The following is a 25,492-nucleotide window of genomic DNA, read 5'->3' as shown; positions in this document are numbered from 1 at the left end:
ATAGTCAGTACGTTATTTACTTGTCTCGTTTTGGCTCTGAGTGAGCTCACGCTGCTTCCAAAGTTTAAAGATCGCAGGTAGCACCAATAACGTGAGTAATAACGCAGATGCCATTCCGCCTATCATCGGCGCTGCGATTCGTTGCATCACCTCTGAGCCAGTACCTTCGCCATACATGATTGGAATTAGGCCAATGATCACTGTAAGAACCGTCATCATGACTGGACGCACACGAAGCCCTGCCCCTTCACGAATGGCATCTGTGAGATCAGCTTGTTGAAGTGTCTGTTGATTCTGCTCTGCATCGAGCTTTTTGAAATGCCACGCTTGGTTGAGGTACACCAACATAATTACCCCAATCTCTACCGCAACGCCCGCTAGCGCGATGAAACCAACACCAACCGCAATGGAGAAGTTGTAGTTGAGGTAATGCATCAACCACAAACCACCCACCATAGCTAACGGTAATGTCAGCATGATCATCATTACTTCACCGACACGGCGGAAGCTCAAGTACAGCAGCAACATGATGATGGCGATGGTGATAGGCACTACCACACTCAGGCGATCTTTGGCGCGTTCCATGTATTCGTATTGGCCTGACCATGCGAGCGAGTAACCAGCAGGTAATACAATTTGCTCAGCAACCACTTGTTGCGCTTCTGCCACGTAAGAACCAAGGTCACGACCATCAATATCCACGAACACCCAACCGTTAGGACGCGCATTCTCTGTTTTGATCATCGGTGGGCCATCTTCGTAGCGAATGTCAGCGACATCAGACAAAGCAATACGAGCACCGTTTGGCGTAACGAGTGGTAAGTTCTGCAACTTCACCACAGAATCACGATAATCTTGCGGGTATCGAACGTTGATTGGGTAACGCTCTAGCCCTTCTACCGTTTCGCCGACATTCATCCCACCAACCGCAGTCGAAATAACCTGCTGCACTTCTTTGATGCTTAACCCGTAACGAGCAGCAGAACGGCGCTTGATGTCTATCGTGACATAACGACCACCAGCCACACGTTCGGCATACACAGAGGCCGTGCCACTTACACCGTTCAAGATAGGCTCAAGCTGAGAACCGATATCCTCAATAACACTCAGATCTGGTCCTGCAATCTTGATTCCGATTGGCGTTTTAATACCGGTAGCTAGCATGTCGATACGAGTCTTAATTGGCATAACCCACGCGTTTGTTAAACCCGGGAACTGAATCAGATCATCTAACTCTTTACGTAACGACTCTGTAGTGACGCCGTCACGCCACTCATCTCGTGGTTTAAGCTGAATAACGGTTTCAATCATTGTGAGTGGTGCAGGATCGGTCGCCGTTTCCGCACGCCCAATCTTGCCCCATGTGGTTTCAACTTCTGGGATGGTTTTGATTAACTTGTTGGTTTGCTGTACCAGCTCACGCGCCTTACCTATCGAGATCCCCGGATAAGTAGTCGGCATGTACATCAAGTCACCTTCATCCAAAGGCGGAATGAACTCGCTGCCAAGCTTGCTGGTTGGGTAATACGCAGAAGCCATCAAACCCAATGCAATCACGATCATGACTTTCGGATACTTGAGGCTTAGATTAAGCAATGGTTTATACATCGCGACTAAGCTGCGGTTCACTGGGTTCTTGTGTTCAGGTAATACGTTGCCACGAATGAAGTAACCCATTAGCACTGGCACAAGCGTGATAGCCAAGCCTGCAGCCGCCGCCATTGCATACGTTTTGGTAAACGCGAGTGGCGAGAACATCTTGCCCTCTTGGCCTTCTAATGCGAATACCGGAACAAAGCTTAAGGTAATGATGATCAGCGAGAAGAACAGCGGTGCTCCCACCTCTTCTGCTGCCTTACCGATCACTTGCCAACGGTTTTTGTCAGTGAGCGGAGTCCGTTCAATGTGCTTGTGAACGTTCTCAATCATTACGATTGCACCATCGACCATGGCACCAATCGCAATTGCGATACCACCGAGAGACATGATGTTGGCATTAATGCCCTGCCAATGCATCACGATAAACGCACCTAAAATACCGACAGGCAAGCTAAGCGCGATAACCAATGATGAACGAATATGGAATAGGAACAGCGCACACACAATCGCAACCACGATGAACTCTTCAGCCAACTTCTTCCATAGGTTTTCTACCGCAGAATCAATCAAGGTTGAACGGTCATAGGTCGCGACAATTTCGACCCCGTCTGGTAATCCCGCTTGTAGCTCTGCGAGTTTACTCTTAACAGAATCAATCACTTCACTGGCATTTTCACCAAAGCGCATCACGATAACACCACCAACCGCTTCGCCTTCACCATTGAGCTCTGAGATACCGCGACGCATCTGTGGACCAAGGTTAATGTCAGCAATATCGCCCAATAACAGCGGTGTGCCTTTGTCGGTCACTTTTAGTGGCAGTGATTGAATATCTTCAATGCTTGTGAGGTAACCCGTAGTGCGAACCATGTGTTCGGCTTCAGCAATCTCAACCACTGAAGCACCCGTTTCTTGGTTACCATCTTGGATGGCCTTATTAACTTGCTGAAGCGTTAGGTCATAAGCACGTAATTTGGCAGGATCGATCTGCACTTGATACTGCTTCACCATACCGCCTACCGTCGCGACTTCAGATACGCCCTCAACGGTTTGCAGTTCATACTTCAAAAACCAGTCTTGCAGGCTGCGAAGATCCGCTAAGTCGTGCTGACCGGTTTTATCTTGCAATACATAGCTGTAAACCCAGCCCACACCAGTTGCATCTGGTCCTAATGTTGGCTTAGCACTCGATGGCAAGTTAGGCGCGACTTGGCTCAGGTATTCCAACACGCGAGAACGCGCCCAATACATATCAGTATCGTCATTGAAGATGATATAGACGTAGGAATCGCCAAAGAACGAGTAACCACGAACTGTTTCAGCGCCGGGTACGGCTAACATCGCAGTAGTAAGCGGATACGTGACTTGATCTTCAACCACTTGCGGCGCTTGACCCGGATAGCTGGTTTTGATGATCACCTGCACATCAGACAGATCAGGAATCGCATCAACGGGCGTGTTTTTAACGCTGTATAGCCCACCAAACACGATGGCGACAGTCGCAACCAGAACCAAAAATCGGTTACTGATGGACCAGCGAATAATTGCATTGATCATAATGTGCCCTCACCCGCTTCTAAAGATTTGAGCACATAATCTGAACCTTGCTTTGCCACTAGAAACCGAATGGTTTGCCCCTCAACAAACTCAGATAGATCAAGGTCGTCACTGGCTTGGAAGTTCATTTCACCCGCTTTCCAATCCCACACGGGTACTGGTTTGTGGTTTACTGTGATCATTCCGAAATCCGGCATTAGCATGGTGATGTCACCCTTCACCCACACTTCACCCGCCATTCGATGTTCGCTGACCTTGTAATCAACAACTTCATACTGGCCTGACTCCGTTTTCATCATTTCAAAATCAACGACTTGCCCGCGCTTAAGCTGGCTAATGTCCAAACCTTCAACGAAGGTGAAGTTCATCACCATGCCCGGCCAATCCCACTCAGGAACAGGTTGATGATTGATGGTCGCCATACGACTGCCTTGCATAACATCTGCAATTTCACCTTTTGCCCAAGCTGTTTCTGCTTGCTCTTCCGCACCATTGATTCGTGACAAATCCGCTGATTGACTAGATTCCGAGTCGAGCATGAAGTGCGCTGAAGTGACGATCTGTTCGCCTTGTGTAAGCCCTTGCAACACCTCGATCTTGTCGCCCGCTTCGCGACCCACTTCAATGCGTGCTGAACGGTATTTACCTTCACCTTCAGACAACACAACACGAGTCATACCACCGGAATGGATAACCGAAGATCTAGGAATGGTAAGGACTTGATCATCACTGATTGGTTTCAGTGCTATATTGGCGAACATGTTTGGTTTGAGCTCGCCATTAGGGTTAGAGAACTTCAAACGAACGCGTAAGGTTCGAGTTTTAGGGTCAAGAATCGGATATACGTAATCCACATTGCCTTGCCACTCTTTGCCCGGAATCGCGTCCAGTGTCATCTCTGCGTTACTGCCCGATGAGATCCAGTGTGCTTGGCGCTCAAACACCTCTGCGTCAACCCAGACTTCATCTAGCGGCCCTGCACTGATTACTGCTTGAGCTGGTGAAAGATAACCACCTTCACGAATATTGAGGCTAGCGATAACGCCATCTGCAGGCGCTTTGATTTCAATGGTTTGTGAAGCTTTGCCTTGTCGTGAAATCGAGCGGATCTGCGCCTTATCGACACCTAAGGTAACCAAGCGTTCAGTCGATCCTTTGATCAATCCTTTGCGACCCGTTTTGTACGCACTAAGTAACTCTTCTTGTGCCTTAACCAGCTCTGGAGAGTAAAGCGTGAAGAGGACATCGCCTTTGTTTACCTTCTCACCAACTGCATTGATATAAAGCTTCTCCACCCAGCCCGCAGCGCGGACGTTGGTTTGCCACAATGTACTTTCATCGAACGCCACATAACCGACCGTTTCAATACGTGGCGACAAAGCTTCTAACCCTACCTTTGCTGTTTTGACACCGAGGTTGTTTTCCACAGAAGCGTCGATAAACACGGTTCCGGTTTTGTCTGAACCACCAGTTAAGTCATCGGCATACACCGGGACCAAATCCATACCCATTGGCGATTTACCCGGCTTGTCACGCTGATAATTTGGGTCCATTGGTGCAACCCAATAAAGTGGATCATCACTTGAACTGGCCGCTGAACTTGTCCCACTAGAAGCAGCCATAGCCGACATATCGTGAGCTGAATTAAAGAGAAAGTGATTGGCACCAAAACCTAATGCGCCACCGACCAATAAAGCGATTGTTGCTACTTTTACTGATTTCATTGTCTGTTCCTTATTGATGGTTTGTCGCGGTAAGTTGTGGTTGTTCCACTTGATAATCAAAGCCACTAACGAGTGACGCGAGCTTACTATTCACGATGTTGAGATCAGTAATCAAACGCTGTTGCTCTAGCTTTAAAGCAAGCTCGTCTGCCGTTGCAGAGATCACATCGTTAAATTGTGCAGTGTTGTTTTGATAGCCTCGCTCCACAGCGCTGATCCGTGCCGTTGTCTGAGGTAATAAGGAGTTTTGGTAACGCTCTAAACGTTGGGTGAGGTTCGCCTTATCCACCAATAACGCATTCACTTGCGCGTTCATTTGGGAAAGTAATGTGTCTTTTTGGGACTTAGCTGCACCAACTTGGTACTGAGCCGCAGACAAGTTCTTATCTTGTCGGTTGCCCGTAAACAGAGGGATGTCGACCGTTAGATAAGCACTCACAAGATCAGAAGCAGGTTCGCCCGCCATGTTGTTCGCTTGTCGATGGGCATACATCACTTCCACACCAAACTGCGGCGTATAAGCTTGCTCAGCCAGTTCTACTTGAGTTTGGTTAGATGAGATAGTCGCGTCCGTGATCTTAACGAGCGGATGCTCCATCAACAGTTGATAGTGCTTGGTTGCATCGTTGCTGGTTGATAATTTGCTTTCCAATAACGACCAATCAATTTGATTAGTCGCATGAAGTCTCTCCTGAGGATCAAGAGTCTGTGAATCAACAGCCTGAGAGCTAATCTCTTGAGTCCCTAACCAGTCTGATCCTAACCACTCAGACAGTTGAGAGATGAGACGGCGTTGAACTTGCTGATTAGCTTGCAGTTTCTCATCAAGCTTGCTGACTTGAAGCTGCGCATTAAGTAGGTCTTGCGCTTCGCTTTTACCTATCGAGTAATTGGTTTGCACATAGTTCTCTAGCTCAACCAAAAGGCGTCGGTTTTCACGCATCACACCTTCTGCGACTTGCTGATAGCCCAGTTCAAGCCATAACTGCGTTATGCTGTTAGCAACGGTAAGTTCACGAGCCAGAACTTGAAGCGCTATTCCGTCCGCTTGCTGACCTGCTTTTTTCTGCTGAAGATCTAACGTATCGCCACGCTCGAATTGCTGCATCAGACCGATCGAAACATTAGTCATCGGGTCTTCATCAAATTGAAAACTATCGACTGGCAGGCCACCGAATCCGACTTTCAATTTCGGGTCCATCAAGGTTGCGCTCGCAATACCGGTTTCACGCATCGCTTGAGACTGAGCAAAGTACTGTTTGCGATTGCTGTCTTGGTTCAATGCTATCTCAATCAATGTATTGAGTTGCTGTGTTGAGCTCTGTTGAACAGCGTGTGTTGAAGCAGGTGCAGCAGCCAAAGCACTGGCTGAAATAAAAGCAGCACTCGAAACAAAGGCAGCAGCGACCACAGCACTCGCGTTTATTCCAAACACGGAGGTTGTTGGTTTTATATTCACAATGAATGTCCATATCTAGCGTTAAATAACGCATATAAAAGATTGGCGTATCAGATTTATGATCTCTGATATCGCTATGTTTTTAGATATAGATTTATGCGGTGGGTGGGCGTAACAAAGATTGAGCGCGTGCGACTTTCTGCCCAATAATGACAGATTGAAAACGAGCTAAGGAAGAGACATATGGATTGGCGGCTTGAACAGCCTGAATTGGATAAGAAGTTGCAGAACACACTGAGGCGCAGCAATCAGCACTCGAACAATGGTTACCCATCATGTGGCCGCCGTCTTCGCTCATTGAAGACATGTCGCATTGAGCCATCATGTCATGAGCACTCATACTAGAGTGTTCGGCGTGTGCTTCTTCACTTGTCACATGACATCCCGCCATTGAATCATTAACCGACGTATCGCTGTGGTAACAAGCCGATTTGCTCGAACTCATTTCCATCATCATTATTTCAGTCATCATGGCTGATGAGCTTGAGGCATAGCTAGACATCAACATCGCGATGATGCTGAAAACAGTAATCCAAGTTGATCGGAGTGTGTTTGTCATAGCTAACCTTTAAATTTATAAGACAACTATAAAGGTTCCCCTTAGGGTAAGGTCAATGATGAAGGGTAAATATTTGATAAAAATAGCAGTGACTGCTGGATAGATGAACAAAAGGAGCACTCCACAACCAATAGAGTGCTCCTTCTATTGGGTACAATTAAGTATTCAACGAGTTATGAGTATCATATTCGGCCATCGCATTCTTAAGCGCTGTTAAATCAGAATCACACAAGTGCTTCTTCAACGCTTCAAACTTCTCTTCTGGCCAATCGTATATCTTAATTGAGAGCAGTTCTTCAATAACCGATTTATCGAAGCGATGTTTAACGACTTTCGCAGGCGAGCCAGCCGCAATGCTATATGGTTCGACATCTTTGGTTACCACGCTGTTTGCGGCAACAACCGCCCCTTCTCCAATGGTCACGCCAGGCATGATCATGGCTCGCATACCTAGCCAAGCGCCATCTTTGATATGAGTGTCACCTTTACCAATGTAGGCTTCTTCGATCACATCCATAAATGGATACAAAGAAAACCAATCAACGCGGTGGGTATGGTTGCCGCCCATTAGGATCACAACTTCTGCTCCTATGCAGACGTAATCCCCAATGTAGAGCTCGTCGATTTCCCAACGCGGCTCCCACTGACGACTGACTTCGTCCCCATGTAGATAACGGACGACTGAGCGCTCAAACCCGTTATCCCAGCAGTCGCTGTAATAACTGTGTAGACCCTTGATATGAATATTGGGATTAGTGACAACTTCATGTAGCAGTTCGAATTTAGACCAATGCTTATTTTGCATCTCTACCTCTGATTAACTTATTCGTTTTATTTCGGTTTAAATTTCAAAAAATCGACAATGTTTATCTAAGGTGCACAAACAAGTCCCCCATCAACATAGAAGCTAAGTGGGGTAAATAGTCAGTATCACGCTTAAATCGTAGCAATGTCGCTAAAACGAAAAGGCGTCAGTGAATTCGAGGTTGCTTTAAGAGAGGAAGTAATTTCACGTGGTGCTCAGTATAGTAACGATAACGCGGTTGGAAGATTTACAGGTGAATTGTATCTGTTTAATCGCACTAATTTGACAGAGATATGTGATTAATAAGGTTTCAAATATCGGTTCATGGAAGGCTAGAAAAACATGAGCCTGCGGTATGACACAGGCTCACGTTTAGAATCATGCTTAGTTCTGGATTCAGCGATTACATACGAGCAAGCTGTACTTTTCTGTCTTTGTTTACCACACAGAAGTTGCCGCGCTTAGTACGACACTTAGAACATCTCTCACACTCTACTGGGCTTCGGTCACCCTCTTTCCAACGCTTCACTAAGTGCGGTTCAGAAAGTAGTGGACGTGAAAGCGCGAAGTACTCAATGCCCGTGTTATTTGCGATAGCTTCGATAGCATCAAAATCGGTTAAGCCGCCTACCGTGATAACTGGAATATTAACGTCTTGGCTGATCGCATGGCCATACTCATGGAAGTAGCCTTCAGCTTGGATGGTAAAACCATCGTGAGACTCGCCAATCATGGTGTCAGCTTTACCGTGAATGTTGCCAGAAACGACAATGCCATCAACACCCACTTCTTCAAGCTTTTTACAAACCAAACGTGTTTCATCGAAGGTTACACCGCCCTCGAAAAACTCAGAAGCGGTCAGCTTAACCAAGATAGGGAAATCCTCACCCACCAGCTTGCGTGTTGCCGTGTAGATCTCAAGCAAGAATCTCATGCGATTTTCTAAGCTACCGCCGTATTCATCTTCACGCTGGTTGTAGTAAGGGCTTAAGAACTGATTGATCAAGTATGTGTGTGCTGCATGAATCTCAACACCATCAAAACCCGACTGTTGTGCTCTCAGTGACGCTTTAGCAAACGCATCGACAATGTAATCAATTTCCTCTTTGGTCATCGCTTTACCCAGTGTTTGAGTCCCTTTTTCAGGAACCTCACTCGGTGCAAAGATCACTCGCTCGCCAAGGTCATACGTGGTTTTCGTACCGCCATAAGCTAATTGCATTACGATTTTAGAGTCGTTGTCATGAACCAGTTGAGTCAGCTTTTTGTATTCATCGATAAACGAATCGTTATACATGCCCATCATGCCAGCATTCGGCTTTTCTTCTTCAACGATGTTCGCATAACCCGTCACGATCAAGCCAACCTCACCTTGAGCCAACTCTTCATAGATAGCGTAAAGTTTATCTGTCATATGGCCATCTTCGGTCGCCATATTTTCCCACGTCGCACTTCTCATAAAGCGGTTTTTAAGCGTCATGGTGCCAATGCGGGTTTCTGTAAACAAAGTACTCAAATCTATTCCTCACTCAATCGTGTTACGCAAGTGCCCATCTAACGGGGCTGATTGACGCGGATACTACAGAGAATATGACAAGCAAAACTTAATCTAGATTAAGAGAGCGGCACTCTCACATAAGAAACAGGCTATAAATGGATTCAAAAGCGAGGAGATAGAGAAAATATAGGAAGCAAACAAAAGCCGTTCAGTCTGGCTAAACGGCTTTAGAAGTTTATGACAAGGTAGATATACCTCTGACTAACACTTTAAAAGGGTTAGCCGTATTTAACTGTAGGGTCGATACATTGGTACACTTGGCCGATACTCGCTTCGTTCGCCAATAGGGTTTCGATAAGGCGTGCTACTTCTTGTCGATAAATCACACCATGTACTTCCACTTGTTGAGAAAGCTCGCCATTACCTGTCACTTCACCGTCAAGCAAGCCACCCGGACGAAGAATCGTGTAATCCAACGAGCTCGACATTAACCAAGCTTCCGCCAATGATTTTTCACGAACTGCAGCGCCAAACCCTTTTCTAGAGCGCTCTGATAGGTACTGCCATGAATCACCACAACCTAAAGACGTCACCAACACAAAGCGTTTGATTTCATTCGTTTCCAGAACATCAATCACATGTCGGTGGCCAATGTAGTCAACCGGAACATCCGCTCTAAAACTGCCCATGCTTGAAACAACCAATGCCGATTTTGGCAACTCAGCAACCGTCTTCTCCACTTGTTGCTTGTCGGTTGCATCGCAGCTAAGCGAAGTTACGCCAAGAATTGCCAAGCGCGGGTTCTTCTCTGGATTTCTAGCAATCGCGATCACTTCAAAACCTTGTTGATGAAAGTGCTCGACCATTGCTGCACCCAAACCGCTACCTGCTCCCCATACTACGACTGTACTCATAAATACCTCAAAAAAATCATGTTGTTCCTAATATTAACGACACAATCTAATCGGTTCTTTCGCTCAGATTAATAAATGCGAATAAGTCTCAATATTAAATATAAGCATCTATCATAATTCATTGATTAACTTAAAAGCACGCCTACTTATCACAATTGAACATTGCTTGATTGAATTGCCCCAACTTGTCTACTAAAGTAATTTTAATACAATGACTTAGTATCGGTAGCTATGAAAAAAGAACGTATCCAGTATTCTTTCGACGTGTGGTTGTTTATCCCAGATGAAGACAAACTCATCATGGATAACGAAGACGTGATTATCGACAACCGTTTGTCCAAGCTACTGGACTTCTTTTGCCAGAATCCAAAAATAGTGTTCTCGCGAGATGAGTTAATTAATGAGGTTTGGAACGGCTCGATCTTAACGGATCAAGTAATCACTCAAGCGATTTTTGAGCTTCGAAAAACGTTGAAGTCAGCAGAACGCCACTCGATGGGCTATATCACCACTGTACCGAAACGAGGGTATAAGTTTGATGTCGAGGTGCAAAAGACCGTATTAGTTCCACCACCTATTGTGACCAATACGGTTTCACTCGCTGATACTGTCAGCTATGACGAAACAGCCTCTCAAGCGCAAGAAGCTTCGCCTGTTAGCTCCCCTAATTCCGAATCGATGGCAACGAATCAAGCGCAAGCTAAACAACCTCATCATGAAGACTCAGCTTCGGCCACACAAAGTGACAAGACCGTATCACACGAGCAAACTGCACATGAGCAAGAAACCGAAATAACACCAGAGGTTACACCGAATCGCTCGCCTGATAATGACCCGTTAAAACAGCAACCAGACCCAAAAAGTGGTGATAACTACGCAACCTCGTCATCTACTAGCCCTTCAGAGAAAAACGCTAACAAATCATCCCGTTTGGGCATTGCGATAGGCGCTCTGGTAATAGGAGCAATCAGCATCGCGCTTGGTGTATCTTGGTGGGGATCGCCTTCATCAACAGACACTAACAACGGAGTGTCTGTTGATAGCATGACCGAGCTATTCGACTCTGACAATCAATCTACAGAGATTGTTGGCAAGTCAAATCAAGCAACGAATCACCAAGTAATTGAAGATCATAAAGCGCACGCTTCTGTTCATTACTTATCACTCGAACCACGCTATATCTATGTGCGAATTGATGAAAGTTTGAAAAATGATGCCTTTAAGCGCGGCATCGTCCATAAGCTGATGAGTTATCTTACGACTTATCGAGATTTTCGCCTCATCGTTGACGAAACCTTAGTGCCAAACTCCGCGAACGTGGTCAGCTTTAAAAGCAAAGTTGATGGCGACAGAGAGTATCTGGATATTACCTATTTCAACCGTATCTCCAACTTCAAGCATCTAGGGCGTGATTACCTGATTGATGCTTCTTCACTACACAGTACGATGCGCACCATGCTCGATGACCTATTGGATTCATTCAATATCGATATTCAGAAGTCCATCTTAAAACAACAAATATCAGAGCTACCTAAACAGGAAGAGTCGCTGCAACTGGCGCTTGAATCGCTGGGGCTGACCTTCATAACTCTCGACAGAGCGGATACTTTGAAAAAGATCATTGCTGCCAACGAGCTTGAACCTGACAATCACTTTGTCATGTCGAGCCGATATTTGTATGAGCTCGCGGACATCTTTTTATTGAAGTCTTCACAAAAGGAAAAGCTGGTTCAAAAGCTTAACGGTCGGTTCGGCAAGAAGCTTCTTTTAGCAGAGAATAATCCAACCTCTTATCGCATATACGATGCATTGGCGGCCTACTCGCTAACCCAAGATAACCCGAACGCCGCCGAGCGTTACATGACCTTAATTCCGAGAAGTGAATACAACGTCATGTCGATGATTATCTTAGCAAAATTGGAAGAGTCGAAAGGAAACCCTGCGGCGGCCGAAGAGTACTATTATGAAACCATTTTAGAGTCTGGTTATCCGGTCGTTCTGAAAGTCGCACAGACCTTATTCTTCAATAGCAACATCTCTGAAATTGAATCCAAAGTCGAGATAGCAAAATAGCCCAAACACAGCTGCGTTCACCTCAAAGCACCGTCACTCTCGGCGGTGCTTTTATCTCGCTAGACTCCGACTCCAAGAAATAACGCCAAAGAAGACGTTCTATAAGACGTTGGTCAGCAGAATACCTACGCCGATTCGCTCGCTGTTATAGTCATAATCAATCAAGCTTTCACCGTAGCCTTTGTAATATTGAACGTACCCTTTTAGGCGACCAAACAATGGAAAACTAAGTGAGGTTTGAACGCCACCATAACCCGTTTGGAAGTTGTAGCGCCCCAGTGCCGACAACTCAAACTCATCCCACTTATAAGCACCCGATAACTCGTAATGCCCTAGATAGTCTTGAATGTCTGGATTGTCGTCACTGCTGTTTGACTCAGGTATGCGATACCAAGGCTGAAAGTACACCGCAAAATCATCTTCCATGTAACCCAAACCTGCATAAACACGGTTCCAACTGCGACTCAGCTCTGCTGTTCGACCATTCGATTCATGTTCAAGCCCGAAACGAGAAAACCACACACCTTCCGTCGACTCTATGTCCAAAGGCGTCTCATAGAACACTTCGGGGCGATAGTTCGTCTCTCTAAAAGGAGCCGAGATATCGGATGAATACGCCTGCCAGAATGACTTCAATGTAAAACCGAAATAGATTTTATCTTCTTGGTTAAACACACCATCATCAACAATAGGGATCTTCAAACTCAACTGCAGTTTTATCTCTTCGTCACTGAGGTCATCCGCTTTACCACCAAATCGTTCGTCGCCATATGGTTGAGTATTCACACTTGTCATATGGGTGACGGGCAAAATGTAATTCAGTCGATATGGCGTAATCACAAATGGGTTATCTTCTGTTGAATATTCCAACTTCAAGCGTGAGATCTTTTGCTCGGGTGACATTTCGGTCGTGCCTGCCTTTGCATTGTTGTCATTGCCCTCAGCCTTCACCTCAGCTTTGGAATCACCGACCTCTGAATTGCACTGTTGCTTCAGCCATTCAATGCTTTGTTGGTTGGTCGCTTTAGCCAGTGAATCCAAAATACATTGATCATAGCGGCTACCACTGGCAACCGCAGAAGCACTTAAGCTGCAGCCAAGCATAAACACAGCGAGCTGACGATAGGTTTTACTATTGCCGCTTTTGTTGAAGATCCTTTTCACGAGCTTAACCTTGCTTCTTGTTTAAGTAAGTTACTTCAAAAGCAAAATCGACAGCCTGCTTGGTGATCTGCTCAATATTTTTATCCAGCATTTCGATGGTGATTGCTGACTTTTCGTTCTCTAGCACGCCATTGTCATTGACCACGAAAATACGGCGACCAACCAACTCAGCTGAATCATGGTCCTTTAAGTCAACGCTTGCTAATACTCGAATTGAGCGGTCTCGGGTGCCCGCAGCGTATTTGACCGCACCGATAATAGAACCAAAAGGAATGAACTCTGTTAAACGCATATCCTCTGGAATGTCATCAATGCCATACAAAGCAACGCTAATATCGAGCACTTGGTTATCCAACATCACGTTCTCATAGCCTTGCAGTTTATGCTTCAACTTGTCGTTCATACTGCTAAGGATCTGCTCCTTGAATTGCTCTTGAACCTCTTTCGATACTCGCTTGTCTATACCGGCATTTTTGATCTCTACGCTATTGAATTTGAACTGATTAAAATGATGAGAAGCACTGTCTTTTGCTATCCACGACATACCCGCCATGTCGTCATCAAACTGACTATCTACAAAGTAATGCTCTGAATCGACGCTTTTTATTTCTTCTTTGTTCGGGACTGAACTCGCACAGCCAACAGTGAATAACGCAAGTAGTGGATATAAATAATGTAGTTTCATGTGAACCTCTAATTTCCTGAATTTTGAATGCACGAATCCCTAAGCGGTCAGGCTCATAAATGGGATTCGTGTTGATTAAGTTTTCTTGTTAATGAATAATTTTTTGATGAGCTTTCGTGATGATTAGATCTTCACGTTGCTCAAGCTTCTTGTTCCTGAGCGGTATGATCCGCCGCTAAGTAGGTGTAAATCGTTGGTACCACGAACAGCGTAAATAGCGTGCCCACAGACATACCCACCGTAATCACCAAGCCAATTGAGAATCGACTTTGAGCCCCTGCACCACTCGCTATTAGCAGCGGTACAACACCCACGACCATGGCGGCAGTTGTCATCAATACAGGGCGCATTCGCACGGTCGCCGAACGAATAGCGGCTTCACGACGGCTGCATTTCAATTCTTGTTGCATCTGGTTAGCGAACTCAACAATCAAAATACCGTGTTTACTGATGAGTCCGATTAAGGTCACCAATCCAACTTCGGTGTAGATGTTGAGCGTATCAATGCCCAAGTACAGTGGCATTAAGGCACCAAAGATCGACAACGGCACACTGGTTAATACCACCAGCGGATCGCGTAGGCTTTCGAACTGCGCTGCCAATACTAAGTAGATAATCACCAAGGCTAAGAAGAACGTCGTTACCAACGAAGATCCTTCTTGCAAGAACTGGCGTAGCTGCCCAGAAGTATCCGTGCTGTATGATTTAGGCAATATCTGTGCTGCACCCTCTTCCATCACTTGGTAAGCCTCACCAATACTGATGCCCGGCATCATCTTCGCTTCGATCATGGCACTGTTCAGCTGTTGGAATTGATCCACTTTTGATGGCTGGACCGATTGGCTAATCTCGATTAAAGATGCCAGTGGAACCATTCCCCCTGTATTCGAACGTACGTGATAATTCTTCAAATCGTCCCAAGAGTTACGATTCTCGTTCGGTACTTGCGTAATCACTTGATAACTGCGTTGATCCATTGAGAAGTAGTTCACGAAGCCTTCACTGATAAAGCGAGACAGCACGGTACCAACATCCTGAGCGCTCACATTCATCTGCGCTGCTTTATCACGATCAATTTGAATCTCAACCTGCGGTTTATTGAAGTTAAGGTCGTTCTGCACGTAAATAAACTTACCGCTCTTCTGTGCGTATTCTTTTAGCTTTTCAGCGTACTGATAAAGATCTTGATACGAGCCAGTTGGCGTCTTCAATACCATTTGGAATGGCAAGCCTTGCGGTGTGCCTGGCAGATCCGGTGGAGAGAAGGTATACACCTGCAAACCTGGTAATACAGAGCTCTCTTTTTCGAAGCGCTGCATCACCTCTTTTGCCGTTGCTTCGCGTGAATCCCAATCTTTCAATACACCTAAACCAAAGAACGCGTTGTTGTTCATGTAGCCGTTATCCAGCATGGTCATTTCTACTTCGTCGTTTTTACCAATGGCGTCAATCAGAGCCGGAGTAAAGTGGCGAATGTAATCGGTGTTGGCTTGAGCAGGCCCTTGTCCCATGACAATCATTACGCCTTGATCTTCTTCAGGTGCCAGCTCGGATGCGGTATTCATAAACATAAACACCAAACTGATAAGCAATGTCCCGACTACTGGCCAGATATAAACTCGGTTATTAAGCACGTGTTCAAGTACCTTGCGGTAGCGTTCAGTGACACCAGCAATAACCACATCAATTTTCTTAACCAGTTTTCCATCCAATACCGACTTATTAAGCAGTTTTGAACACATCATTGGCGTCAACGTCAGTGCGATAAAACCTGAGATCAGAACAGAGCCCGCCAAGGTGAAAGCAAACTCAGTAAACAACTTACCGGTCAAACCACCCATGAAACCAATCGGTGCATAAACCGCAGCCAAGGTAATGGTCATCGCAATCACAGAACCAGCAATTTCACGCGCACTGTTAATCGCTGCTTTAATTGGACTAGTGCCATCTTCTAGGTGTCGAAACGTGTTTTCTACGACCACAATCGCATCATCCACCACCAAAGAGATCGCCAACACCATCGCCAATAACGTCAGCAAGTTAATGCTGAAACCCATGCTCAACATGAAGAACATCGAGCCAATCAGTGACAATGGAATGGTCACCAACGGAATTAACATCGCACGCATAGAACCGAGGAACGCAAAGATAACAATCACCACAATCAGTGCCGCTTCCATCAGCGTTTTTGCTACTTCATCAATCGATGTTTCAATGAATTTGGTTGAGTCGTACACCACATCCGCTTTAATACCGTCAGGTAAACCAGCTTCTATCTGAGGAAGGAATTCATAGATACCCTCAACCACGGTTAACGGGTTCGATGTCGCGGTATTGCTGATCGCCGTTGAAACAGTCGTTACGCCATTAAACTCAACATCTGAATCATAAGTCGCTGCGCCTAGCTCTACTGTGGCAACGTCTTTCAAATGCACCAGTTGTCCGTCATGGGCTTTGAGCGACATGTTTTTAAAGTCTGCTACAGAGCTAGAATCGGTATGAGCATTGATATCGACTTCGATATACGGGTTCTGTAACTTACCCGCCGCGCTTACAATGTTGTTTGCTCGCAGCGCATTCTGTACATCAGCAGCAGTCAAGCCATAAGACGCCAACTTTTGAGGCTTAAGCCAGATACGCATCGCGAAATCTTGTTGACCTAACATATCGACTTTGGACACACCCTCTACCGTTGAGAATGTTGGCTTCACCACTCGGCTCACATAGTCCGATACTTGCTCGGTTTTCAGCGTATCGCTTGAGAAAGAGACATATAAGATCGGCGATTGAGACGTCGATTTAAGAATGCTCGGATCCAATACCCCAGAAGGCAGTTTGTATTTCACTTGCTGCACCAGAGACAGAATCTCCGTCAGTGCGCCATCTGATGGGTATCCCAACTTCAAATACACCGTAATCACGGATTTACCCAAGGCACTGTCTGATGTCATGTAGTCAATGCCCGCGGTTTGGGCGATTTCAGCCTGTAGAGGTTGGGTAACGTAACCTTGTACGCTCGACGCACTGGCACCGGGGTAACTGGTGGTAATGGTGATCACACCTGTTTCAATTTCTGGGTATTGGCGCACCTGCAATGAAGTAAAAGCTTTAAGCCCCAACACCAACAACACGAGACTTAATACCGTCGCCAACACCGGGCGTTTGATGAATACATCAGTAAATGTCATGGGAGAATCCTAATTACTTGGCTGAGTATGAGTAACAAGCGGTCGTTGATTGTTCACCAAAACCAAACCGCCGTTTTTAAGCTGATGTTGATTCGACGTCACCACCACATCCCCTTCTTTCAAGCCAGAAAGGACACCGACATAACCACCCTGTTTCGGGCCAATTTCCACAGTGCGTTGCACCACTTTGTATTCGTAAAATGGTGTCTCTGCTTTCTCTGAACCTTGTTTGTTTGAACTTGTGCTCGCTGAACTTGCACTTCCTGAATTCGTGCTCACTTGTTTGGTTGAAGTATCTAGAACAAATACCGTATCGCCTGATAAGGTGTAACTAATTGCCACTGACGGCACGCTGATCACCGTGTTTGAATCGGAAGTGGTTAGTGTTGCATCCACATACATGCCAGATTCCAACGGCACGGATTCAATCGTCACCGCTCGCAGTTCGATATTGTGCGTGTTCGCGTCTGAGCTAGGTTCAATCGCGGTAATCGTCGCGTGATACTCAGCATCGTTCGCTGCGTCAGATTTAAATTGGAGATCCTGCCCTACTTGCACACTGTGAAGATAAAGCTCCGAAATAGAGAAATCGACATACTGTTGAGAGCTATCTTCAAGGTCAACAATCGCTGTGCTTGAGTTGATAAAATCACCGACATCCACTTTTCTAATTCCAACATGGCCAGAGAAAGGCGCTTTAACTTTCATATATTCAACCTGAGTAGAGATGTATTCTAGCTTTGCTGATTCAGCATTAAATTGAGCAGCAAGTTTATCTACCGAATTCTGAGAGACGCTGTGATTCTTCAGTAGCTTTCGATTTCGCTTCAATTCTGTTCTCGCTAACTCAACCTTTGCCAGTTGGCTTTTATAGTTAGCTTTTAATAAAGCATCATCCAACTTAATAAGAACATCGCCTTTGTTAACAAATTGACCCGATTTAAAAAGCACTTCTTTTATTTGACCAGACATTTGACTTTTCACATCAACTGATTGGTTAGCATGAATATTACCAATAACATTCAAATGTTCATTCCAAACGTCTTCTTTTACTGACTCCGTTGTTACAGAGATTGCTGGTAATTTAAAACTTGCTACTTTCTCTTTTATTATTTCGCTTTTTACATAATGAAAGCCAAATACAAAAGACAATAATATAAATAAAGCTGACCCGACAATTACGCCTTTATACTTACTCATGTGTTCACCTTGTTTTTGAAGTCCGGGTATTCTAGCTATAGGGAACACCAATAAATCAAACTGATATAACATCGAAGCCAATCTATATAAAATAAAAATAAAACTAGCAAATACAGAAGCTTGATAAGAATTTATCAAGCAAAAATCATTTAATGGCTTTATATCGATTTTATTTGAACATGATTTATATCCTTCACCGATAGATATAATTCTCATCGTTCCTTAAACAACTAACTGAGATTAATATGTCTAATCAAACACACCATACGAAAGTTGCTATTAAAGAAAAAATGAAACGTGTATATGGAGAGGAAGTCGAACATAAACACAATAAAGACCATTTAGAATATAGAGCGCATCAACCCTCTCATTCTGGTCAGCCACATGGTGGTGAACCTGAAGGCCATAAGCATTTAGTGAATCACCACCCAGATGGTCATCATAATAAGCATCATAAAGACAAGACTCATGCGCATAAAAAATCGTCTCGCTTACACCATAAGACAAGTAATTCTTAAGTTCGCATAATCACAGATAGACAGAACATTCTGTCATTCAACATCAATATATTATTAGTTATGAAATATCAGAGGTATTTCATTAAAGGTTTATCATGTCATTTATTATTGAACAATTAAGAGACTATCCATTTATAGCTCTATTCCTATCATTGGGACTCGGTTACTTAATCGGTAAAATTAAAATCGGTAAGTTTGAATTAGGCGGGATCGCAGGCTCACTTTTGGTTGCCGTTGGGCTTGGCCAAATCGGCGGAATTGCAATTTCCAATGAAGTGAAAAGCATCTTCTTTGCTTTATTTATTTTCATGGTGGGTTACAACGGCGGACCGCAGTTCTTCTCGTCATTCCGCCTTTCATCACTAACGCGTTTATTCGCCTCGTTTGTAATGACGTTCGTTGGGCTGATTACCGTTGTGGTACTCGCTAAATGGGCTGGCCTCGATAAAGGTTTAGCGGCAGGTCTTGCGGCGGGTGGTTTAACACAATCAGCCATCATTGGTACGGCTGGTAACGCGATTGATCAGCTCAACCTTGCACCCGATGTGACCTCTACACTGAAAACCAATGTGGCGGTGGGTTACTCGATCACATACATCTTCGGCTCTCTTGGTCCTATCTTGATGATGTCTCTAATCCCAATGGTAATGGGTTGGAACATCACCAAAGAAGCGAAAAAGCTCGCAGAACAAATGGGCTCTGGCAACAAGCAACTTAATGAAGGTGAGTTCTCAGCATTAAACCGAGTATCTTCTCGCGCTTATCAAGTCACCGCCAACTCTATGTTTGTAGGCAAAAGTGTCGCTGAGCTAGAAGAAGCATTCGATTCTGACCTAACAATAGAAGCTATTTATCGTCCAGGTGAAGAGTCAGACACAACGTTAGACATTGCAAAGAACCCTATCCTAGCCGCGAATGACAAAGTCTACCTGACAGGCCTCACGCAAGCCTTTCCGAAAGTGACTTCACTCGGTGTCGAACTTGGCGAGTTTAGCGACGAAACCAACGTTATTCATACGCAGAAAAAAATCGTACTCACCAACAAAAAGCTGGCGGGCGTGACTCTACACAAGCTTCACGACGAAACCAACGCACGTATTCGTCGTGGTGTTTACATCACTCAGTTGTCTCGCATGGGCCATGACATTTCGACATTACCAGAGACTGAACTGCACCTCGGTGACGAAATCACGCTTGTCGGCCAGAAAGACGATCTCGCCAAAGTCGAGAAGAAAATCGGCTACAACAGCCCACTTCCAAGTGTGACTGACTTTGTGACGATGTCATTTGGCATGGTGTTGGGTTATCTGATCGGTGAGATTGGCTTCTCGATTGGCGGTTCTCATATCGCCTTGGGCTCTGGCTTAGGTTGTTTGGTGTCTGGCTTGCTTGTTGGTTACCTAAGAATGCGCACTCCACGCTTAGGAAGCATTAACCATGGCGCTGCCAACTTTATGCAGACGTTTGGCCTTGCTGTGTTTGTTGCAGTGGTTGGTATCAATGCAGGCGCTCCTGCCCTTACGGCAATCAAACAAAACGGCGTGACACTATTACTGCTTGGCGTGCTAGTGACCATGATTCCGCAAATACTGACGTTCCTATTCAACTACTACGTGTTGAAAATCAAGAACCCGGTAGAAGCCCTAGCCGTTGTCGCAGGTAGCCGTAGTGCTAACCCAGCCTTCGCATCGCTACTAGAAAAAACTCAGAACAGCACACCCGTACCAAGTTTCACAATGACTTACGCAGTGGCCAATATCTTCCTCACCTTGTGGGGGCCAATCATCATCAACCTGATTACCAAGATTTCCTAGAACAACCGTTCGTTGAAGAGCACAACTGCTCCTCGAAGAGAACTCCCGCTTGTTCAAGAGCCCCCCTCTTGAACAAGCACCCAACACCTAATTAACGCATTTACGAATCAAAAATTTAAAGAGAAAAGACCATGAAACGCACTGATGAACAACGCCTAGAAACACTGAGCCCATTTGAAGTAAAAAATACACTGATCGACCTAGCTCAACATTCACATGAAAAAACGATGATCAACGCGGGCCGCGGCAATCCAAACTGGGTAGCAACAGCGCCACGTGAAGCCTTCTTCCAACTCGGTATGTTTGCACTGGAAGAGTCAAAAGCAACCTTCTCTGGCTACCAAGGCTTTGGCGGCATGGGCGAAAAGGAAAACATTAGCCTACGTTTCCTCCAATTCTGTGAGAAACACGAAGAGCAAGAAGGCGTTCAATTTCTTATCGAAGCCTTCCAGTTCATTACCGATCAATATCAGGTAGACAGCGATGAGCTGATTTATGAGTGGGTTGGCGGCATTCTAGGTAATAACTACCCTGTTCCCGACCGCATGCTGAAGTATTCAGAGCTCATTGCTCGCAAATACATTGAGCAAGAAATGGCGGGCTCTCAACCCGTTCCTGCTGGAAAATTTGACTTGTTTGCCGTTGAAGGTGGCACCGCAGCCATGGTGTATATCTTCAATACCTTGAAGAGTAACCGTCTGTTAAACAAAGGCGATACGATTGCGATTGGCGCACCGATTTTCACGCCTTATATCGAGATGCCAGAGCTTGAAGATTATTCGCTCAACAAAGTAGAAATCATGGCAACAGAAGAATCAGCGTGGCAGATCCCTGATTCTGAATTAGAGAAGTTAAACGATCCAAGCGTGAAAGCCTTCTTCTTAGTGAACCCAAGTAACCCAGCATCGGTAAGACTGAGTGATGAAACACTGTACACGATTGCGGAGATCGCCAACCGTCGCCCTGAGTTAATTCTGCTGACTGATGACGTCTACGGCACCTTTGCGGATAACTTCACTTCGTTAGCGATGCTTGCTCCGAAGAATACGATTCTGGTGTATTCGTACTCTAAGTACTTCGGTGCGACTGGCTGGCGTCTAGGGGTCATCGGAGTACATGAAGACAACAACTTCGACCGCATGATCGGCGATCTACCAGAGGAAACCAGAACCACGTTGTCGACTCGATACCAAGGCATTGCCCTAGAGCCAAGTAAGATTAAATTCATTGATCGCTTGGTCGCAGACAGCCGTGCTGTAGCACTGAACCACACTGCTGGTCTTTCTACTCCGCAACAAATCCAGATGACGATGTTCTCGTTGTTATCTTTGATGCAAGGTGGTGAAGAGTATAAGCGCTTAGCTAAACAGATTGTGCGTCGCCGTTACCATACATTGATGCAGAAAAACTTGGCAGCTCCAATCATTGCCGAGGGCGACCAAACCGGCGCGTTTTACTATGTAGAGATTGATCTGAAAGAAATTGCTCAAACGATTCATAGCGAGGGTTTCTTCTCTTGGTTAGAAGAAACGTATGAGCCTTTGGATTTCTTGGTTCGTCTTGCTGAAGAACACGGAGTGATTGTGATGCCAGGCGCTGGGTTTGATGCTCCAACATGGTCGCTACGTGTGTCACTTGCGAACTTAGAAGAAGAACAATACGCCAACATCACTCAAGCGATGAATGCGGTGATGCAAAGCTACGTAGAGCGCTACCAAGCGACTTGCTAACATCGGACAACAGCTGAAAATCTCATAGAGAAAAATAAATGCTGAGTGTAAGTTCACCTACTTAGGTTGGCCTACACTCAGTTTTTTATTTATGGGGAACGGAGATTGATGCTTAGTTGAACTCGTAGGTATAAGAAGCACCAACACTGTTGTTCTCACCAAAGTCATCCTCAGCAAAAATAGTGAAGAAATTGAACGACTGGGCGTCGCTTAATTTGTAGCTCGCGCCGACACCCGTCCAATAGCCTGAATAATCATCAGAGCCCATGGAACCGCCACCAAAGCCCATGATTGACCACTCATCGGTAATCGTTTTTAGGCCAAACGCACCAATGTAACCGCCATGCGTTGAACTTGGCATCAACACATAATCAGAGCCTACATTCTGATCGTCAAACACCGCCACTTCACCATCGTTATAGCTGTACCCAGCCAGCGGGAAGATTTGCCATCCGAACGGCTCAATATCAAAATAACTCAACGGAACAAATGTTCCGATACTGTAGTTATTCTTATAAGCATCGTTGTCGTATTCAGAGCGACTAAAGTTGAAGTTGACGATGCCCAAAGGCAATAGCCATGAACCACCCACTCGCCACTCTTCACCATCAGCATTGACACGAGCGTTGATCATTCGTGCTTCATCAAGCCCGATAGAGCCCGAGAACTTTAGCTCTTCGTTATAAGCAACGCCCGCTTTGGTTACGATCTTAGTCGGGTCATCTGGGTGCTTCTCTTCAGCCAAAACACCCGTTGAGCCTAGGATTACCGAAGTAACAATTAATAGATTGCGTAATGTCATTAGAAGGTCGCGCTAACACCAATAAAGTGGATTCGACCGTCGAACGAACCATTAAGGAGATTGCGTCCAACTGGTCCATCACGGTTCATATCAACTGAGCCTAGATCTGCATATTCATAGAAAACGTCAATTAAGATGTCATCCCAGTAGGTAGATGCACCTACAGAGTAGCGGTATTGCTCGCCTACTGGAAGGTCAACCCATTGCATTGACGGATCGTCTTGTGGCGAAGTTTCGTAAGAGAAGCCTGCCTTTAAACGCCAGTCAGAGTTCAATTGGTAGTCTGCACCTATCGCGAACTTCCACACATCGTCCCAATCACGTTTAATTGGGATCCCGTCTCTATCTGTCACTCCAAAATCTAATACTGTCTCATCCCATTCGCTCCAGCGGTGGAATTGAATGCTAGCCAAGAGATCAAGTTGAGAGTTCAATGCATAACTTGCGCTTAAATCAACGATCTCAGGCAGTGCGAGATCTGTCGACAGTGAGTTAACACTCCCCAAGCCCTTAACGTCGTTATTAAACTCGTGCTCCAATTTAGAACGATAACTCGCACCCAACTTGAGTTTTTCTGTCGGAGTGTACATAACACCAAGGTTATAGCCATAAGCCCAATCAGTGTCTTGTTTTGCTGTAAATCCAGATGTTGTCTGTTGGAAAGCACCCCAGCTAAATTGAACACCTGCACCGACAGACCATCGGTCGTTCAGTTTGTAGCTCAGTGATGGGTTCACTTGCATCGCAGTGAGGGTGATATCTTCTAGAAGTCCAGCTCCCGCCCACTCACTACCGTAATCAAGGCTAGAACCACCCACTGCACCCAGCGCAATACCAAGGTGTAATTTGTCAGTCACTTGGTGAGCGTGAAAGACACCAAATGACGGCATTACAGAATGAGCTTTGCCGTTATCACTTGAATCTAGGTTGTCTTGATATTTCATCTCAAGATCAAACGCCATGGTATTGATGGTGGTTTTGCTTTCGCCCATGTGAGACATGGTGGCAGGGTTCGTCCACATCGCCGCAGCAGATCGGGTGTAAACACCGTCACCAGCGCCAGTAGTACCCGCGTTGGCAACAACGGCCTCTTGTAAAAACAGACCACTTGCGAAAGCGTTCAAACTTGTAAATATTGCGGTGGCAGCTAGAGAGTAGGTAAAAGTTTTGTTCATCAGAGTGCTCATTCAGCCTTAGACATTAAATTGCGCTAAGGTTACCGCAAAGCCCGATAAACAAAGGGAATATCGATTATTCCTGTACAAACACTATTTAAACTTCCTAGCCACATAAGCGCGTGGTTTGTCGCTATGAATTTCACGCTGAGCGGCAATCGCTCGGTTCTTGCCTAAGGCAACTTTAATCTGATACCAAGTCTCGTAAAACAAGGCGATACCGGGGCTAGACCACCAAGTTTTGTTATAGAGTTTCTTATTGGCAGCGACCACATCTGGCGATCGATTCGCACACTCCAGTGCCAAAGCATAAGCTTCCGCGTACGGCTCTTCGGCTATTTTTGTGACGAGCCCATATTCCTTTGCGGTTTCACTGTCTATCACCTTGGCGGTCATCGCCATTTCTAGGGTGTGATCTTTTCGCATCAACTCTCTGAAGGCAATCGCGCCGCCCATGTCAGGAATTAGCCCCCACTTAGCTTCTAAGATAGAAAAGTTGGCGTCTGGACTGGCGATTCTAAAGTCACCACCACTGACGAGTTGAAGACCACCTCCCCAGCAACGTCCGTGAATCGCAAAAATCACGGGGCATGGGATATCTCGCCACCCTAAAGAAAAGCGTTGGGCAGCGTTTGGTAATGTCGGTAGCCATTTGAACAACAACTTCATTGCACCAGATTTACTGGTAAGCAAGGACTTCACATCAAGCCCCGAACAAAAGTCTGTCCCACTGCCTTTTACGATCACCGCACGAATCTCAGTGTTGTTTTTCAACTGACTGACCATGTTGTTCACCCCTTGAAACATCGCCATATCAATGGCATTCAGCTTGTCAGGGCGATTCAGTACAACCGTTGCGATCTGGTTTTCATCAATAGAGCATGTTAGGCGTTCAAGTTCAGGCATTTGGCTATCCAATTAAGTGGTCTGACCTTTAGCGTAGCCATCTTAGTCACATATGCAAAATTGACGCTTTAGAAGCGAGATCTGTGTTGGCTAACACTTGGTCTCGAAAACACAAAGCCCAA

At 45.5% G+C, this 25,492-nt stretch carries 18 protein-coding genes; 4 read left to right on the top strand and 14 right to left on the bottom strand.

Going from position 1 to position 25,492, the window contains the following annotated elements:
• Positions 1–12: 12 nt before the first annotated feature.
• From OCV12_RS20695 to OCV12_RS20665, 7 genes are all read right to left on the bottom strand, one after another.
• The gene (locus OCV12_RS20695) at positions 13–3,156 is read right to left on the bottom strand and encodes an efflux RND transporter permease subunit (protein ID WP_261885988.1); all 3,144 of its coding nucleotides are present in this window, start codon (positions 3,154–3,156) and stop codon (positions 13–15) included.
• Complete coding sequence (locus OCV12_RS20690) at positions 3,153–4,880, bottom strand: efflux RND transporter periplasmic adaptor subunit (RefSeq protein ID WP_261885987.1); 1,728 nt, start codon at positions 4,878–4,880, stop codon at positions 3,153–3,155. The genes OCV12_RS20695 and OCV12_RS20690 overlap by 4 nt, the downstream gene beginning before the upstream one ends.
• Before the next feature lie 10 nt (positions 4,881–4,890).
• On the bottom strand, positions 4,891–6,255 hold the full coding sequence (locus tag OCV12_RS20685; protein WP_390904572.1) for a TolC family protein: 1,365 nt from the start codon (positions 6,253–6,255) through the stop codon (positions 4,891–4,893).
• Positions 6,256–6,433: 178 nt separating this feature from the next.
• Positions 6,434–6,898 (bottom strand): hypothetical protein, encoded by a 465-nt coding sequence (locus OCV12_RS20680; RefSeq protein ID WP_261885986.1) that lies wholly within the window; start codon positions 6,896–6,898, stop codon positions 6,434–6,436.
• A 157-nt stretch (positions 6,899–7,055) separates the two neighbouring features.
• The gene (locus OCV12_RS20675; protein WP_261885985.1) at positions 7,056–7,703 is read right to left on the bottom strand and encodes a CatB-related O-acetyltransferase; all 648 of its coding nucleotides are present in this window, start codon (positions 7,701–7,703) and stop codon (positions 7,056–7,058) included.
• Between the two features lie 403 nt (positions 7,704–8,106).
• Positions 8,107–9,219: an NADH:flavin oxidoreductase gene (locus OCV12_RS20670; RefSeq protein ID WP_261885984.1), complete on the bottom strand. Its 1,113-nt coding sequence runs from the start codon at positions 9,217–9,219 to the stop codon at positions 8,107–8,109.
• A gap of 260 nt (positions 9,220–9,479) precedes the next feature.
• Complete coding sequence (locus OCV12_RS20665; protein WP_261885983.1) at positions 9,480–10,115, bottom strand: SDR family NAD(P)-dependent oxidoreductase; 636 nt, start codon at positions 10,113–10,115, stop codon at positions 9,480–9,482.
• 231 nt (positions 10,116–10,346) lie between these two features.
• Here OCV12_RS20665 and OCV12_RS20660 point away from each other — a divergent pair, with 231 nt between their 5' ends.
• Positions 10,347–12,188 (top strand): winged helix-turn-helix domain-containing protein, encoded by a 1,842-nt coding sequence (locus tag OCV12_RS20660; protein WP_261885982.1) that lies wholly within the window; start codon positions 10,347–10,349, stop codon positions 12,186–12,188.
• A gap of 99 nt (positions 12,189–12,287) precedes the next feature.
• Here the strand turns inward: OCV12_RS20660 and OCV12_RS20655 are convergent, their stop codons facing one another.
• From OCV12_RS20655 to OCV12_RS20640, 4 genes are all read right to left on the bottom strand, one after another.
• On the bottom strand, positions 12,288–13,292 hold the full coding sequence (locus OCV12_RS20655) for a phospholipase A (RefSeq protein WP_261887112.1): 1,005 nt from the start codon (positions 13,290–13,292) through the stop codon (positions 12,288–12,290).
• Positions 13,293–13,356: 64 nt separating this feature from the next.
• On the bottom strand, positions 13,357–14,037 hold the full coding sequence (locus OCV12_RS20650; protein WP_261885981.1) for a DUF3313 family protein: 681 nt from the start codon (positions 14,035–14,037) through the stop codon (positions 13,357–13,359).
• Positions 14,038–14,177: 140 nt separating this feature from the next.
• Complete coding sequence (locus OCV12_RS20645; protein WP_261885980.1) at positions 14,178–17,225, bottom strand: efflux RND transporter permease subunit; 3,048 nt, start codon at positions 17,223–17,225, stop codon at positions 14,178–14,180.
• A 9-nt stretch (positions 17,226–17,234) separates the two neighbouring features.
• Entirely contained in the window at positions 17,235–18,425 is a 1,191-nt protein-coding gene (locus tag OCV12_RS20640) for an efflux RND transporter periplasmic adaptor subunit (protein ID WP_261885979.1), read from the bottom strand.
• 245 nt (positions 18,426–18,670) lie between these two features.
• Between OCV12_RS20640 and OCV12_RS20635 the strand changes: the two genes are divergently transcribed.
• From OCV12_RS20635 to OCV12_RS20625, 3 genes are all read left to right on the top strand, one after another.
• On the top strand, positions 18,671–18,943 hold the full coding sequence (locus OCV12_RS20635) for a hypothetical protein (RefSeq protein WP_239931549.1): 273 nt from the start codon (positions 18,671–18,673) through the stop codon (positions 18,941–18,943).
• 95 nt (positions 18,944–19,038) lie between these two features.
• Positions 19,039–20,757, top strand: coding sequence for an aspartate-alanine antiporter (gene aspT / locus OCV12_RS20630; protein WP_261885978.1), 1,719 nt, complete (start codon positions 19,039–19,041; stop codon positions 20,755–20,757).
• A gap of 131 nt (positions 20,758–20,888) precedes the next feature.
• Positions 20,889–22,487: a bifunctional aspartate transaminase/aspartate 4-decarboxylase gene (locus tag OCV12_RS20625; RefSeq protein ID WP_261885977.1), complete on the top strand. Its 1,599-nt coding sequence runs from the start codon at positions 20,889–20,891 to the stop codon at positions 22,485–22,487.
• A 112-nt stretch (positions 22,488–22,599) separates the two neighbouring features.
• Here the strand turns inward: OCV12_RS20625 and OCV12_RS20620 are convergent, their stop codons facing one another.
• From OCV12_RS20620 to OCV12_RS20610, 3 genes are all read right to left on the bottom strand, one after another.
• The gene (locus tag OCV12_RS20620) at positions 22,600–23,289 is read right to left on the bottom strand and encodes a hypothetical protein (RefSeq protein ID WP_261885976.1); all 690 of its coding nucleotides are present in this window, start codon (positions 23,287–23,289) and stop codon (positions 22,600–22,602) included.
• Positions 23,289–24,464 (bottom strand): OmpP1/FadL family transporter, encoded by a 1,176-nt coding sequence (locus OCV12_RS20615; RefSeq protein WP_261885975.1) that lies wholly within the window; start codon positions 24,462–24,464, stop codon positions 23,289–23,291. The genes OCV12_RS20620 and OCV12_RS20615 overlap by 1 nt, the downstream gene beginning before the upstream one ends.
• Before the next feature lie 93 nt (positions 24,465–24,557).
• On the bottom strand, positions 24,558–25,370 hold the full coding sequence (locus tag OCV12_RS20610; RefSeq protein ID WP_261885974.1) for a crotonase/enoyl-CoA hydratase family protein: 813 nt from the start codon (positions 25,368–25,370) through the stop codon (positions 24,558–24,560).
• Positions 25,371–25,492 lie beyond the last annotated feature (122 nt).

Source organism: Vibrio pomeroyi (assembly GCF_024347595.1).
In the GTDB taxonomy this organism is placed as follows: Bacteria; Pseudomonadota; Gammaproteobacteria; order Enterobacterales; family Vibrionaceae; genus Vibrio; species Vibrio pomeroyi.
This window is presented reverse-complemented; position numbering and strand designations above follow the sequence as displayed.